The organism is Streptomyces sp. KR80, from assembly GCF_052245555.1.
Lineage (GTDB): Bacteria > Actinomycetota > Actinomycetes > Streptomycetales > Streptomycetaceae > Streptomyces.
Window position 1 is genome coordinate 72,604 of record NZ_JBQQCD010000024.1, and the last position, 11,934, is coordinate 84,537.

The 11,934-nt window shown below is 73.1% G+C and carries 10 protein-coding genes and 2 pseudogenes; 3 read left to right on the top strand and 9 right to left on the bottom strand.

Translation table 11 applies throughout. From position 1 onward, the window contains the following. Positions 1 to 120: 120 nt before the first annotated feature. The 3 genes from ACTWQI_RS26235 to ACTWQI_RS26245 form a co-directional block, all read right to left on the bottom strand. Positions 121 to 1,011: a hypothetical protein gene (locus ACTWQI_RS26235; protein ID WP_443274218.1), complete on the bottom strand. Its 891-nt coding sequence runs from the start codon at positions 1,009 to 1,011 to the stop codon at positions 121 to 123. 313 nt (positions 1,012 to 1,324) lie between these two features. Further along, the gene (gene recN, locus ACTWQI_RS26240) at positions 1,325 to 3,064 is read right to left on the bottom strand and encodes a DNA repair protein RecN (protein ID WP_443274233.1); all 1,740 of its coding nucleotides are present in this window, start codon (positions 3,062 to 3,064) and stop codon (positions 1,325 to 1,327) included. Between the two features lie 211 nt (positions 3,065 to 3,275). Continuing rightward, a complete protein-coding gene (locus tag ACTWQI_RS26245; protein WP_443274219.1) occupies positions 3,276 to 4,325 on the bottom strand; it encodes a GlxA family transcriptional regulator in 1,050 nt (349 codons plus the stop codon). Positions 4,326 to 4,415: 90 nt separating this feature from the next. Here ACTWQI_RS26245 and ACTWQI_RS26250 point away from each other — a divergent pair. Next, positions 4,416 to 5,231, top strand: a pseudogene (locus tag ACTWQI_RS26250) (MFS transporter); the annotation flags it as partial. 83 nt (positions 5,232 to 5,314) lie between these two features. On the opposite strand, the gene ACTWQI_RS26255 reads toward ACTWQI_RS26250, so the two are convergent. The 3 genes from ACTWQI_RS26255 to ACTWQI_RS26265 are packed head-to-tail and all read right to left on the bottom strand — an operon-like array spanning position 5,315 to position 7,435. Next, complete coding sequence (locus ACTWQI_RS26255) at positions 5,315 to 6,214, bottom strand: NAD kinase (protein WP_443274220.1); 900 nt, start codon at positions 6,212 to 6,214, stop codon at positions 5,315 to 5,317. Further along, on the bottom strand, positions 6,211 to 7,017 hold the full coding sequence (locus ACTWQI_RS26260; protein ID WP_443274221.1) for a TlyA family RNA methyltransferase: 807 nt from the start codon (positions 7,015 to 7,017) through the stop codon (positions 6,211 to 6,213). Before ACTWQI_RS26260 ends, ACTWQI_RS26255 begins: the two co-directional genes overlap by 4 nt. Before the next feature lie 55 nt (positions 7,018 to 7,072). Beyond that, positions 7,073 to 7,435 carry a hypothetical protein gene (locus tag ACTWQI_RS26265; RefSeq protein WP_443274222.1) on the bottom strand — a complete coding sequence of 121 codons (363 nt, stop codon included), beginning with the start codon at positions 7,433 to 7,435 and terminating at the stop codon, positions 7,073 to 7,075. Positions 7,436 to 7,517: 82 nt separating this feature from the next. On the opposite strand from ACTWQI_RS26265, the gene ACTWQI_RS26270 reads away from it, so the two are divergent. Further along, a complete protein-coding gene (locus ACTWQI_RS26270; RefSeq protein WP_443274223.1) occupies positions 7,518 to 7,865 on the top strand; it encodes an SCP2 sterol-binding domain-containing protein in 348 nt (115 codons plus the stop codon). A gap of 41 nt (positions 7,866 to 7,906) precedes the next feature. Here the strand turns inward: ACTWQI_RS26270 and ACTWQI_RS26275 are convergent, their stop codons facing one another. Beyond that, positions 7,907 to 8,962, bottom strand: coding sequence for an HAD-IIA family hydrolase (locus ACTWQI_RS26275; protein ID WP_443274224.1), 1,056 nt, complete (start codon positions 8,960 to 8,962; stop codon positions 7,907 to 7,909). Positions 8,963 to 9,035: 73 nt separating this feature from the next. Between ACTWQI_RS26275 and ACTWQI_RS26280 the strand changes: the two genes are divergently transcribed. Then, the gene (locus tag ACTWQI_RS26280; protein ID WP_443274225.1) at positions 9,036 to 10,337 is read left to right on the top strand and encodes a DUF1015 domain-containing protein; all 1,302 of its coding nucleotides are present in this window, start codon (positions 9,036 to 9,038) and stop codon (positions 10,335 to 10,337) included. Between the two features lie 80 nt (positions 10,338 to 10,417). On the opposite strand, the gene ACTWQI_RS26285 is transcribed toward ACTWQI_RS26280, so the two are convergent. Together ACTWQI_RS26285 and ACTWQI_RS26290 are read right to left on the bottom strand one after the other, a co-directional pair. Continuing rightward, positions 10,418 to 11,224 (bottom strand): tetratricopeptide repeat protein, encoded by an 807-nt coding sequence (locus ACTWQI_RS26285; protein WP_443274234.1) that lies wholly within the window; start codon positions 11,222 to 11,224, stop codon positions 10,418 to 10,420. A 23-nt stretch (positions 11,225 to 11,247) separates the two neighbouring features. Then, positions 11,248 to 11,934 (bottom strand): annotated as a pseudogene (locus tag ACTWQI_RS26290) (hypothetical protein); the annotation flags it as partial.

Below are 11,934 nucleotides of genomic sequence, written 5' to 3' on the forward strand. Positions count from 1 at the left end.
GGCGTCGGACGTGCGGTGGCGCGCACCCAGAATGCCAGTCCCGTCCACCGCCCGGGAATCGCCGGCCCACGCTCGCCGTGCCACGCCCGCCCGTGTGCTGACCGCCGTCACCCGACCGGGCTACGGCCGTTTCACGACCCCGGGCCGTACGGGGGTGGCCCCGCGGGAGAACACGCCGGCCGGTTCCGGCCGGCGGCCCAGGGTGTCCCACGCGCGCAGCACGGCGAGCTCCCGCCAGACCGCGCCGTCGCCGGCGGCCTCCCCGACGGCGGCCGCGGCGGCGACGGCGGTGGCGTGCAGCACCAACCGGGTTCGGCCACCGGCCGCCGCGACGGCCACCCCGAGTCCGGCACCGAGCGCATGCGCGCCACAGTCGCCGAGCATGGTGCGCTCGCCTAGGTCCTCGCCGAGGACCGCGGCCGTGGCTCCCATCGTCGCGGCTGACACCACTCCGGCGGCACCACCGCGCAGGAGACCGGGCACGGCGACGGCGAGCACGGCCTTCGCGGCCCGGCCGGGGCGTACGTCGAGGAGGTTCACGGCGTGGGCGGTGCCGGCGATGGCGGCACCGGCGAGGACCTTGTCGGCAGGTCGCTCCTTGAGCAGGGCTCCGGCGACGAGCCCGGCCGCGCCGATCCCGAAGAGCTTGATGGTCCCGGTCGTCACCTCACCGCTCCGCAGCGCGTCCAGATGCGCCCGGAAGCCGCGCCGGCCGTCGCCCCTGCCCACCACGTCGTCGTACGCCCCGCAGGCGCCGGCGGCCAGCACGGCGAGCACTCCGGCGGCCCGGGTGCGGGCAGGCAGCGCGGGGGCGCATGCGACGGCGAGCGCGGTGCCGACGGTCACGGCCGGTCCGGCGCAGAGCTGAACGACCCGGCCGGAGTGGTTCCGGCGCTCCCACAACGCGGTTCCGCCGGGCGACGTCCGACGCACTCCGTCGTACACGGCCCGGGCCGCCCCCGCCGCGGCGAACAGGGCCGACACCGCTCCCCGCGCCCTGCTGTCCCCCATCGCCTTACTCCCCTCACCGTCGACCGCCGCCACCCTAACGCGCCGGTCGGCCGCGCTTCCCGCGGCCTCCACGGCCCCAACGCCCCCTGGCATGGGGGACTCATCCCCCACCCACGCAGCCACCGGCCGAACCCTCAACCCCCGAGCGGGGCGGCCCACACAACGTCGGACTCAGCGAATCAACCCCACAGATGACCCCAGCATGCGCGGCCAAGACCGGCACGTGGTCACCGGCGGGAGGGGACGGGGTCGTAGGGGTGGGTGGATGGGAGACACCCTGACCGGAGGCCGACCCACCGCGGCGCGAGCGGCCCTACGCGGGGCGGCCACCGCGGCGAGCGGAGACCCTCGCCGCCTCCAGCAACTCCTCCGCATGCGCCCGGGCCAGTTCGGAGTCCTCCTGCCCCGCCAGCATCCGCGACAGCTCCCGCACCCGGTCCTCGCCCTCCATCGCCAGGACCCCGCTCCGCGTCACGGACCCCTCATGCGTCTTCTCCACCACAAGATGCCGGTCCGCAAAGGCGGCCACCTGCGGCAGATGTGTCACGACCACCACCTGCGCCGACTTCGCCAGCCGCGCCAGCCGCCGCCCGACCTCGACCGCCGCCTTGCCTCCGACGCCCGCGTCCACCTCGTCGAAGAGATACGTGGGCACCGGGTCCGATCCCGCGAAGACGACCTCGACGGCCAGCATCACGCGGGACAGCTCACCACCCGACGCCCCCTTCGCGATCGGCCGCGGCGGTGCCCCCGGATGCGGTGCGAGCAGCAGCTCGACCTCGTCGACTCCGGTCGCGCCGAAAGCGACAGCGCGCCCACCGACCTCGATCCCGTCCGGATCCGCCGTCTGCCGAACGTCGAAGCTCACGCGCGCGTGCGGCATCGCCAGCTCGGCCAGCTCCGCCGTCACCGCGTCGGCGAATCGCTTCGCCGCCTCGCTCCGCGCATCGGTCAGGATCTGCGCCAGCTCCGACAGCTCTCCGCGCAGTGCGTCCCGCTCGGCCGTCAACTCGCCGATCCGGTCGTCGTCCCCTTCGAGTTCGGTGAGCCGGCCGGCGCTCCGCTCGGCCCAGTCCAGCACTCCCGCGATGTCCTCGCCGTACTTGCGCGTCAGGTGGGCCAGCGCCGCTCGCCGTTCCTCCACGGCCGCCAGCCGCAGCGGATCGGCGTCGAGGTCGTCGGCGTAGCCCGCCAACTCCCCCGCCACGTCCGACAGCAGGATGCCGATCTCGCCGATCCGGTCGGCCAGCGCCGCCAGCGCGGGGTCATGGGACCGTACGGCTTCCAGCGCCCGGTGCGCTCCCGCCACCAGCGTGGCCGCATCGACCCCCTCCGGGTCCTCCGGATCCCCCGCGAGCCCTCGGTGTCCGGTGCTCGCCGCCGAGGCCAAGGCTTCGGCGTGCCCCAGTCTTTCCGCCTCCGCGGCGAGTTCGGCGTCCTCGCCCGGCCGCGGCTCGGCGGCGGCGATCTCATCAAGGCCGAACCGCAGCAGATCGGCCTCTTGCGCACGCTCTCGCGCGCGCGTCGTCAGCTCGTCCAGCTCGGCAGTGACCGCCCGCAACCGCCCGTACGCGGCCTCGTACTTCGCCAGCGGCGCTGCCACGGCGTCGCCCGCGTACCGGTCGAGGGCCTGGCGCTGCCGGGCGGGCCGGAGCAGCCCCTGCTGGTCGGTCTGCCCGTGCACGGCGACGAGGTCGTCGGCGAGTTCGCCGAGCAGCCCGACGGGCACGGACCGCCCGCCCAGGTGAGCCCGGGAGCGTCCCTCGGCGGAGATCGTCCGGCTGATGAGCAGAGCCCCGTCCTCCAGTTCGGCGCCCGCCTCCTCGGCGCGCAGCGCGGCAGGGGCACCGGCCGGGACGGCGATCCGCCCTTCGACGACCGCCGACTTGGAGCCGATCCGCACCAGGGCGGGATCCGCGCGCCCGCCGAGCAGCAGACCGAGGCTGGTGACAACCATGGTCTTGCCGGCGCCGGTCTCTCCCGTCACCGCGGTGAAGCCGGGCGACAGCTCGACGACTGCGTCGTCGATGACCCCGAGTGACCGTATCCGCATCTCCTCCAACACGGACACGACCTTACGAGGTTCCGAGGGCGGTGCGCGACGGGCTCCCCTTGGAGATGGCCGCGAGGTCACTCCTGAGGGCACGCGCCGCTCGCCGCGGGGCCTCCCCCAGCTACCTCCCCCAGCTAACGCTGGGTGGTACCCCCAGGGAGGTGCCCCCACCGCGGTGGATTCGGGTGCCGGGGACGGGGCCGGGTTCCGGTCAACCGGAACCCGGCGTTCGCCGCACATCACGGCCACTCGGCCGCGACCGCGGCCCGGTGGCATCCGTCGGGCCGCGGAACGTACTGCGGTACGCGCTCGGCGAAACGCCCAGCGCCGACTGCAGATGCTGGCGCAACGAGGCCGCCGTGCCGAAGCCCGCGTCCGCCGCGACGCGGTCGACCGGAAGGTCGGTCTCCTCCAGCAGCTGCCGGGCCCGTTCGATGCGCTGCTGGGTCAGCCACTGCACGGGGGTGAGGCCAACCTCTTCCCGGAACCGGCGGGAGAACGTCCGGATGCTCATCGACTCCTGCCCGGCCAGCTCGCGCAGGGTGAGCGGCCGGTCGAGATGGAGCAGTGCCCACGCCCGGGCCGCACCCGTCGAGGAGATCCGCGGCTCGGGGACGGGCCGCGGGATGAACTGGGCCTGTCCGCCGTCGCGATGCGGCGGGACCACGGTCCTGCGCGCCACCGCGTTCGCGATCGCCGCGCCGTGATCGCTCCGGATCATATGCAGGCACAAGTCGATACCGGCGGCCTCCCCCGCCGAGGTGAGCACGTCCCCGTCGTCGGTGTAGAGAACGTCCGGGTCGACATCGACGGCCGGATGAAGGCGACGCAGGTGCTCGGCCGACTTCCAATGCGTCGTCGCCCGGCGGCCGTCGAGCAGCCCGGCGGCCGCCAGCACGAAGGCACCCGTACAGATCGAGGCGATCCGGGTGCCGGGACGGATCCGGGCGAAGGCGTCGGCGGTCGGCGCCGGCAGCCGGCCATCGGACCCGCTCCCGTCCTCCTCATGGGAGGCGGGAACGATCACGGTGTCGGCCTCGCCCAACACATCTGGACCATGAGCCGCATTCAGGGTGAAGTCGGCGTCCGTGCGGACTTCACCGGGGACGAGCGCGCAGCTCACCACCTCGTACAGCGGCTCACCGTCGGCCGATTCGGCGTGCTTGAACAGCTGGTGGACGATGCCCAACTCCATCGGCAGCACGCCGTGGCGGACGAGAACGGCGACCCGGTGCCGGCCCGTGTGCACGAAGGCGACCATGGCACGATTCTTTCACATGATGGCCATCTGGCCACTCGTCCAGCCGAATCAGCGGTCGCAAGCTCGTCCTCATGACGAACCGGACCCTCGATCATCGACCGCTTCACCTGGCGCCCTGCCGCACTGACGCCCGCGCTGCTCGCGCTGGCCGTCGTGCCGCTCGTCGTGCTGCTCCTCCGCGAGGCCCCTTCGGACGTCGGACTGAAGCCCTACGGGGCCAGGGACCCGGGCTCCGGTGGTGGCTCCCCGGGTGGTCCGGCTGAAGACCACGGGCCGAAGCCCGCCCCGGTGCCAGGAGCCGCCCGGCGCACCCTGCGCGAACTGCGCGGCGCCGCGCGGACCGGCCCGTTCTGGCTGCTGGCCGCCACCTTCGCCGTCTGCGGCGCCTCCACGAACGGGGTCATGTGGACCCACTTCGCCCCCGCGGCCCACGACCACGGCATGCCCATCACGGTCGCCGCGTCCCTGCTCGCCATGATCGGCGTATTCAATGTGGCTGGCACCATCGGCTCGGGATGGCTCACGGACCGCTTCGACGCCCGGCGGCTGCTCGCCCTGTACTACGCGCTGCGCGGGCTGTCCCTCATGTTCCTGCCGCTGCTGCTGGCGCCGGACGTCCACGCACCGCTGATCTTCTTCATCGCCTTCTTCGGTCTGCTGGACGTGGCCACCGTGCCGCCGACGATCGCGCTCTGCCAGGAGTTCTACGGCGAGCAGAGCGCCATCGTCTTCGGCTGGGTCAATGCCGCGCACCAGGCGGGCGCCGGTCTGGTCGCGTTCGTCGGCGGCGTCGCGCGGGACGCCGCCGGCTCGTACGACCTGGTCTGGATCGCCGTCGGCGGGCTCTGCGCGGCGGCGTCGCTGTTGCCGTCCGCACTGCGCCCGGCCGGGAACAGCCGTGGCTGACGGTGGCTCGCCCGGGCCGGCCTCCCGAGGCCCAAGAGACCCGCCTCCCCTAGGAGACCCAAGAGAAGGGAACCCCGGCGCGATCAGTGGGGGGCGCCCCGCCAGCCCGCCACCGGGAGGGCGAACTTGGCCACGAGCCGGTCCGTGAAGGACGCGTGGTGCAGCCGCGCCAGCCGTACGGGCACGGCTCCGCGCCGCACCTCCACCCGCGCGCCCGCCGGGAGTTCCACCGTCCGGCGCCCGTCGCACCACAGCACACCGTGTTGGGTCTGCGGCTGCACCTCGACCGCGAGCACCGAGTCGGGCGCCGTGATCAACGGCTTCGCGAAGAGCGCATGGGCGCTGATCGGAACCATGAGCAGCGCCTCGACCTCCGGCCACACCACGGGGCCGCCCGCCGAGAACGCGTATGCCGTCGAGCCGGTGGGGGTGGCGCAGACGACACCGTCGCAGCCGAAGCGCGAGACCGGCCGGCCGTCGACCTCCGTCACGACCTCCAGCAGCCGCTCCCGCGCGGCCTTCTCCACCGACGCCTCGTTGAGCGCCCAGTCCTGGTGCACGATCTGCCCGTTGGTGCGCACCTGGACGTCGATGGTCATCCGCTCCTCGACCTGATAACTGCGCGTGACGACTCGCTCGACCACCTTGTCGAGGTCATCGCGCTCGGCCTCGGCGAGGAAGCCGATGCGGCCGAGGTTGACGCCGAGCATCGGTACCCCGGAGGCCCGCGCGAGCTCGGCGCCGCGCAGCAGGGTGCCGTCCCCGCCGAGCACCACCAGCAGTTCACAGCCGTTCAGCACGTCCTGCGAGGCGTCGACGAGTTCCACCGCCGACGGCAGCGGAAGGTCCGCCGCCTCCCGCCCCAACACCCGTACGCCGAGGCCGCTGCGGAGCAGCCCCTGTACGACCAGTTCGGCGCTGCGCACGGCGGCCGGCCGGCCGGTGTGGGCGAGCAGGAACACAGTGCGTGCTGTCGTCGTCAACGCGGCCCCTCCGCCACTGCACGGTCAACTTCCGCCGGGTCGAGTGCGGGTGCCCCGGCGCGCAGCCAAAGAAAGTACTCGACGTTGCCGGACGGTCCCGGCAACGGACTCGCCGTGACCCCCAGAACGCCGAGCCCCAGACCCGCCGCCTGTCCGGCCACCGCCCGTACAGCCTCGGCCCGCAGCTCCGGGCTGCGGACGACGCCGCCGCTGCCGAGCCGTTCCTTCCCCACCTCGAACTGTGGCTTGACCATCAGCACCAGGTCGGCGTCGGGCGTGGCGCAGCTGACGAGCGCGGGCAGCACCAGGCCGAGGGGGATGAAGGAGAGATCGCCCACCACCAGGTCCACCGGCTTCCCGTCGATCAGCTCCAGCGTCAACTCGCGGACGTTGGTACGGTCCTTGACGGTCACGCGTTCATCGTTCTGCAGCGGCCACGCGAGTTGGCCGTAACCGACGTCGACGGCCACGACGTGCCCGGCCCCGGCGCGCAGCAGCACATCAGTGAATCCACCGGTCGACGCGCCGGCGTCGAGCGCCCGTCGGCCCTCGACCTGCAGCCCGAGCGGGACGAAAGCGGCCAGCGCCCCCGCGAGCTTGTGTCCGCCGCGGGAGACGTAGTCCGGGTCGCTGTCGTCCTGCGTGACGACGACGGCCGCGCTGGTCTCCACCTGGGTGGCGGGCTTGCTGGCGGTGGCGCCACCGACGGTCACCCGGCCCGCGGAGATCAGCTGGCTCGCGTGCTCCCGCGAACGGGCCAGCTTGCGGCGCACCAGCTCCGCGTCGAGTCGGCGTCGTGCCACGTGGGGTTCAGCTCCTGTCGTGAGGCGGGGAAACCGGCGGCCCGGTAGGCCTCGATCAGGGATGGTGGGTGGGAGGCGGCGGTCCCGGCCGCGCGTCGAGTGCGGTCAGCTCGTCACGCAGTCCCCGATGCACATCCTCGTACACCTCGATGTGCCCCTCGGTGGGCAGCTGGTCGGCGTCGGCCAGCCGCTCGAGCCGGGCGTCGACCTCGGCGTGTCCCGTGCGCGTACGGGCGACTCCCAGGGGTAGCGGACCCGAGTCCGCCGAAGGCCCGGGCTCCGGCCCGCCCACCGGCTCGGAAACGTCCTCCGCCCCCGGAACGTCCTCCGGCCCAGGAACGTCCTCGGGCAGGGCCTCGCCCTCGGGCACCCGCGCACTCTCCGGCTCCCGCTCATCGCCGGGCATCGGCTCATTCATGGCCCCGACGCTACCCCTAACTGCGCCTTCTTCGGAGAACGCCCGCTTCGGAATGCGGAGCCCTGGGGTACGGTCGAGCACGATGAGGACGATCGAGGAGTGCGGCAGGGCGCTGACGCGGCTGTCGGAGAATCTCGCCCGGGCCGACGGCGACCTGCGCAGGGCCGCCGCTCTGGACCGTTCGCTGAGCTGCCGTATCACCGATCTGGACGTCACCTTCGTCGGGCGCCTCGCGGAGGGGCACATCCGGAATGTGACGAGCGTACCCGGCCCGCCTCCGGAGAGGGCGCAGATCCGGCTGACCATGGCCAGTGACGACCTGATCGCCCTCGTCGACGGCGAGCTGAACTTCGCCAAGGCGTGGGGCAGCGGCCGGGTCAAACTCGAGGCGGCGCTGCTGGACCTGCTGCGCCTGCGCTCGCTGCTGTAGCGCCTTCCCGCGCTCGCGACCGCGCCCCCTGAGGTGTGCCGCTACTCGCCCGCGAAGCCAAGCCGCACCAGCGCCTTGCTCCACTCGGCGTCGCCCGGCTCGTCGCCCGCCTCCGTCCACACCGCCGCGCACAGCGCCCGCAGCCCGTCGAGTGCCTCCCCGTCACCATCGAGCGTGGCCACGCCGTCCCGTATGGCGGCGGTCCAGCCTCCGCAGGCGAAGCCGTCGCCCGCCGCTGTGGCCTCCGGGTGCCCGGTCAGCAGACCCCGCAGATCGTCGGCCACGTAGGTCGGGCGGCGCTCCGCCGGCGCGGCGAGCAACTGGGCCGCATCCGTCACCCCGGTCAGGACGAGCAGCGAGTCCACCCCGCCCACGTGCGCGCCTTCGATGTCCGTGTCGAGCCGGTCCCCGACGACCAGCGGGCGCTGCGCGCCGGTCCGCAGAATCGTTTCCCGGTGCATCGGCGGCAGCGGCTTGCCCGCCACCACGGGCTGCTTCCCGGTAGCGATCCGCACGACCTCCACCAGCGCGCCGTTGCCGGGGGCCGTCCCGCGCCCGGTCGGAATCGTCAGATCGGTGTTCGAAGCGAACCAGGGCAGCCCGCGCCCCACTGCGTACGAGGCCTCCGCCAGCTCCGCCCACCCCACACCCGGGTCGTATCCCTGCACCACCGCCGCCGGCCCGTCGTCCAGGGAGGTCACCGGCTCCAGCCCGCGCTCCCGGAGCGCCGCCCGCAGCCCTTCACCTCCGACGGTGAGCACCCGCGCCGAGGGCACGCGATCCGCGATGAGCCGGGCGACCGCCTGCGCGGAGGTGATCACATCGCCGGACTCCGCCGGCACGCCGAGCCGCGTCAGGTGCTCCGCGACGGCCTGCGGCGTGCGTGAGGCGTTGTTGGTGACGTACGCGAGGTGCATACCGCGCTCCCGTGCCGCGACCAGCGACTCAGCGGCATACGCGATCGCCGCACCACCTGCGTACACCACCCCGTCCAGGTCGAGCAGCGCCGTGTCGTACGCCTCGCACAACGGACGGTCCGCGGCCCCGGGGCGGGTCCGGGTCGGCGGCACGGTCCGGCTCCGGCTCTGCTGGCTCATGGTGTCTCGCTCCTCGCTCTTGCCGTGGTCCCCCGATCATCGCGCATCGGCGTATGCCGCATAACATGCACCAATGACCACACCTGGGACTCCCCGCAGCGGACTGCGCCTGTCGCCCTTCCGAGGACTGCGCTACGTCCCGGAACGAGTCGGCAGCCTCGCCGCCGTGACCTCCCCGCCGTACGACGTAGTGGTCCGGCCAGACGGCCTGCGTCACCTCGAGACCGCCGACCCGTACAACATCGTCCGGCTGATCCTGCCCCAGGCTCCCACTCCCGCCGCCCGCCACCGGCAGGCGGCCGAGACGCTGCACCGCTGGCGCGCCGAAGGGGTGCTCGCCGCCGACCCCGTCCCCGCGCTGTATGTCTACGAGCAGCGCAGTGGTGACATGCTGCAGCGCGGGCTGATCGGCGCCCTTCGGCTCAGCCCGCCCGAGGAAGGCATCGTTCTTCCGCACGAGGACGTCATGCCGGACGTCGTCGAGGACCGCGCCGCCCTGATGCGGGAGACGGCGGCCAACCTCGAGCCGTTGCTGCTCACCTACCGCGGTGGCGACGACGCCGGGGACTCCGCCGGGGACTCCGCCGGGGCAACCGCGGTCATCGAGCGAGCCATTCAGCACGTGCCGCTCCTCGCCACCACCACGGAGGACGGCTTCAGACACCGCCTGTGGGCGGTGACCGACCCGGCCGAACTCGCCGAGATCGACGCGGATCTCGTCCTCCGCCAGGCGCTGATCGCCGATGGCCACCACCGCTGGGCGACCTACCTCCGGCTCCGGGACGAGCACGCGACTCCCGGCCCCTGGGACTCCGGTCTGGTCCTGCTCGTGGACACCGCCCGCTACCCGCTCCGGGTACGCGCCATCCACCGTCTCCTCCACGGGCTGTCGGTCGCGGATGCGGCCGCGGCCCTGGAGGGATCCTTCCGGGTACGGCCGGTGGACGGCCCGCTCACCAAGGCTCTGGAGGCGCTCGCGGCCGTCTCCGAGAAGGGGGACAACGCCTTTCTCCTTGCGGGAGACGGCGGTTTCCACCTCGTCGACCGTCCGGACCCCGCGCTGCTCGACCGCACGGTTCCTCAGGGCCTCCCGGAAGCCTGGCGGACGCTCGACACCACTGTCCTGCACTCGGTGCTGCTGGAGCATGTGTGGCGGCTCCCGGACAGCCCCGAGCACATCGGGTACATCCACGACACGGCGGCGGCCGTCGAGCAGGCGGAGCGACGGGGCGGGACGGCCGTCCTGATGCACCCGGTCCGCGAGGACGTCGTGCGCGAACTCGCCCGCTTGGGCGTGAAGATGCCCCGCAAGTCCACTTCGTTCGGTCCCAAACCGGCGACAGGTCTGGTGCTGCGGAGCCTCGAATTGGGCTGATAGCAGGGCTGACATGGGCGAGGGCGGAACCCCTGTGCCGGGTTCCGCCCTCCCTTGCGTGGGCGCGACGGGTGAACCGATCAGTCCTTGTCCCGCTCCTCAGGATCGACGGTTACGGAGCCGGCTTCCGCACCGTTCTCCGGCTGGCCCTCCGGCGTGTTCTCCGCCTCGGCCTTGGCCGCCTCGATCCCCTCGCCGTCTCCTGTCTCGGTTCCGGCCTCGTCCGGCACCTCGTCCGCCGCCTCTGCCCCCGGATCGAGGGCATCCGTGAACTCGACACCGTCCAGTTCCGCAAGCCGGTCCGAGGCGTTCGTGGTCCCGCCCTGGTCTGCCTCGAGGGCCTTGGCGAACCACTCGCGCGCCTCCTCCTCGCGCCCCACCTCCAGGAGAGCCTCGGCGTAGGCGTACCGCAGACGCGCCGTCCAGGGCTGGATGGAGGTCGACGCCAGCTCAGGGCCCTGGAGCGTGACCACGGCGGCGTCGGGCTGACCCATGTCGCGCCGCGCGCCGGCCGCGACGAGCCGCATCTCCACCTGCCCGGCTCGGTCCAGTTTCTGCACCTCGGGCTCGCCCGCCATGGCCATGGCCCGCTCGGGCCGGCCCAAGCCGCGCTCGCAGTCGGCCATGACCGGCCACAGGTCCGGGGAACCGCTCATCCGCCGCGCGGCGCGGAACTCCGCCAGCGCCTCGCTGTACTTGGCGGTGGCGTAGGAGGCGAAGCCCGCAGCCTCCCGTACGGCGGCCACCCGCGAGGCGAGCCGCAGCGCCACGCGCGAGTACGCGTATGCCTGCTCGGGGTCCTCGTCGAGCAGCTTGGCGACCATGACGAGGTTCCTGGCGACATCCTCGGCGAGGGTCTTCGGCAGGCTCAACAACTCCTGCCGCACGTTCTTGTCGATCTCGTCCCCGGTCACGTCCTCGGGGATCGGCAGCCGCTTGATCGGCTCGCGGTCACGCTCGCCCCTGTCGCGGCCGTCACGTCGGCCGTAGCCGCGGGAACGATCGTCCCGCCCGCGGCCGCCCTGCCCGTACGGGCGGCGGGGCCCGCGCTCGTCGCGACCACGGAAACCGCCGCGCTCGTCATCGCGCCGCGGACCACGCGGACGATCCTCACGACGGAACTCCCCCCGCTCCTCATCACGACGCGGACCACGCGGACGATCCTCGCGACCACGGAACCCACCACGCTCGTCATCACGCCGCGGACCACGCGGACGGTCGTCGCGCCGGAACCCCGACCGCTCCCGATCACGATCCCCGTACCGGTCACGATCATCCCGACGGTACGAAGACCGCTCCTCACGACGCTCGAACCCACCGCCCGGCCGCCCACCACGACCCCGATCACGTTCCCGCTCATCACCCCCACGGAACCCACCACGATCGTCATCACGCCGCGGCCCGCGCGGACGGTCGTCGCGACCACGGAAACCGCCGCGCTCGTCATCGCGCCGCGGCCCCCGTGGACGGTCGTCGCGACCACGGAAACCGCCGCGCTCGTCATCGCGCCGCGGACCACGCGGACGATCCTCACGACGGAACTCCCCCCGCTCCTCATCACGACGCGGACCACGCGGACGATCCTCGCGACCACGGA

What these genes read in the sequence shown, in the direction of transcription:
- ACTWQI_RS26265 (WP_443274222.1), bottom strand. Translation starts at nt 7,435, where the DNA reads ATGAATGAGCCGATGCCCGGCGATGAGCGGGAGCCGGAGAGTGCGCGG.
- ACTWQI_RS26245 (WP_443274219.1), bottom strand. Translation starts at nt 4,325, where the DNA reads ATGGTCGCCTTCGTGCACACGGGCCGGCACCGGGTCGCCGTTCTCGTC.
- recN (WP_443274233.1), bottom strand. Translation starts at nt 3,064, where the DNA reads ATGCGGATACGGTCACTCGGGGTCATCGACGACGCAGTCGTCGAGCTG.
- ACTWQI_RS26270 (WP_443274223.1), top strand. Translation starts at nt 7,518, where the DNA reads ATGAGGACGATCGAGGAGTGCGGCAGGGCGCTGACGCGGCTGTCGGAG.
- ACTWQI_RS26280 (WP_443274225.1), top strand. Translation starts at nt 9,036, where the DNA reads ATGACCACACCTGGGACTCCCCGCAGCGGACTGCGCCTGTCGCCCTTC.
- ACTWQI_RS26235 (WP_443274218.1), bottom strand. Translation starts at nt 1,011, where the DNA reads ATGGGGGACAGCAGGGCGCGGGGAGCGGTGTCGGCCCTGTTCGCCGCG.
- ACTWQI_RS26275 (WP_443274224.1), bottom strand. Translation starts at nt 8,962, where the DNA reads ATGAGCCAGCAGAGCCGGAGCCGGACCGTGCCGCCGACCCGGACCCGC.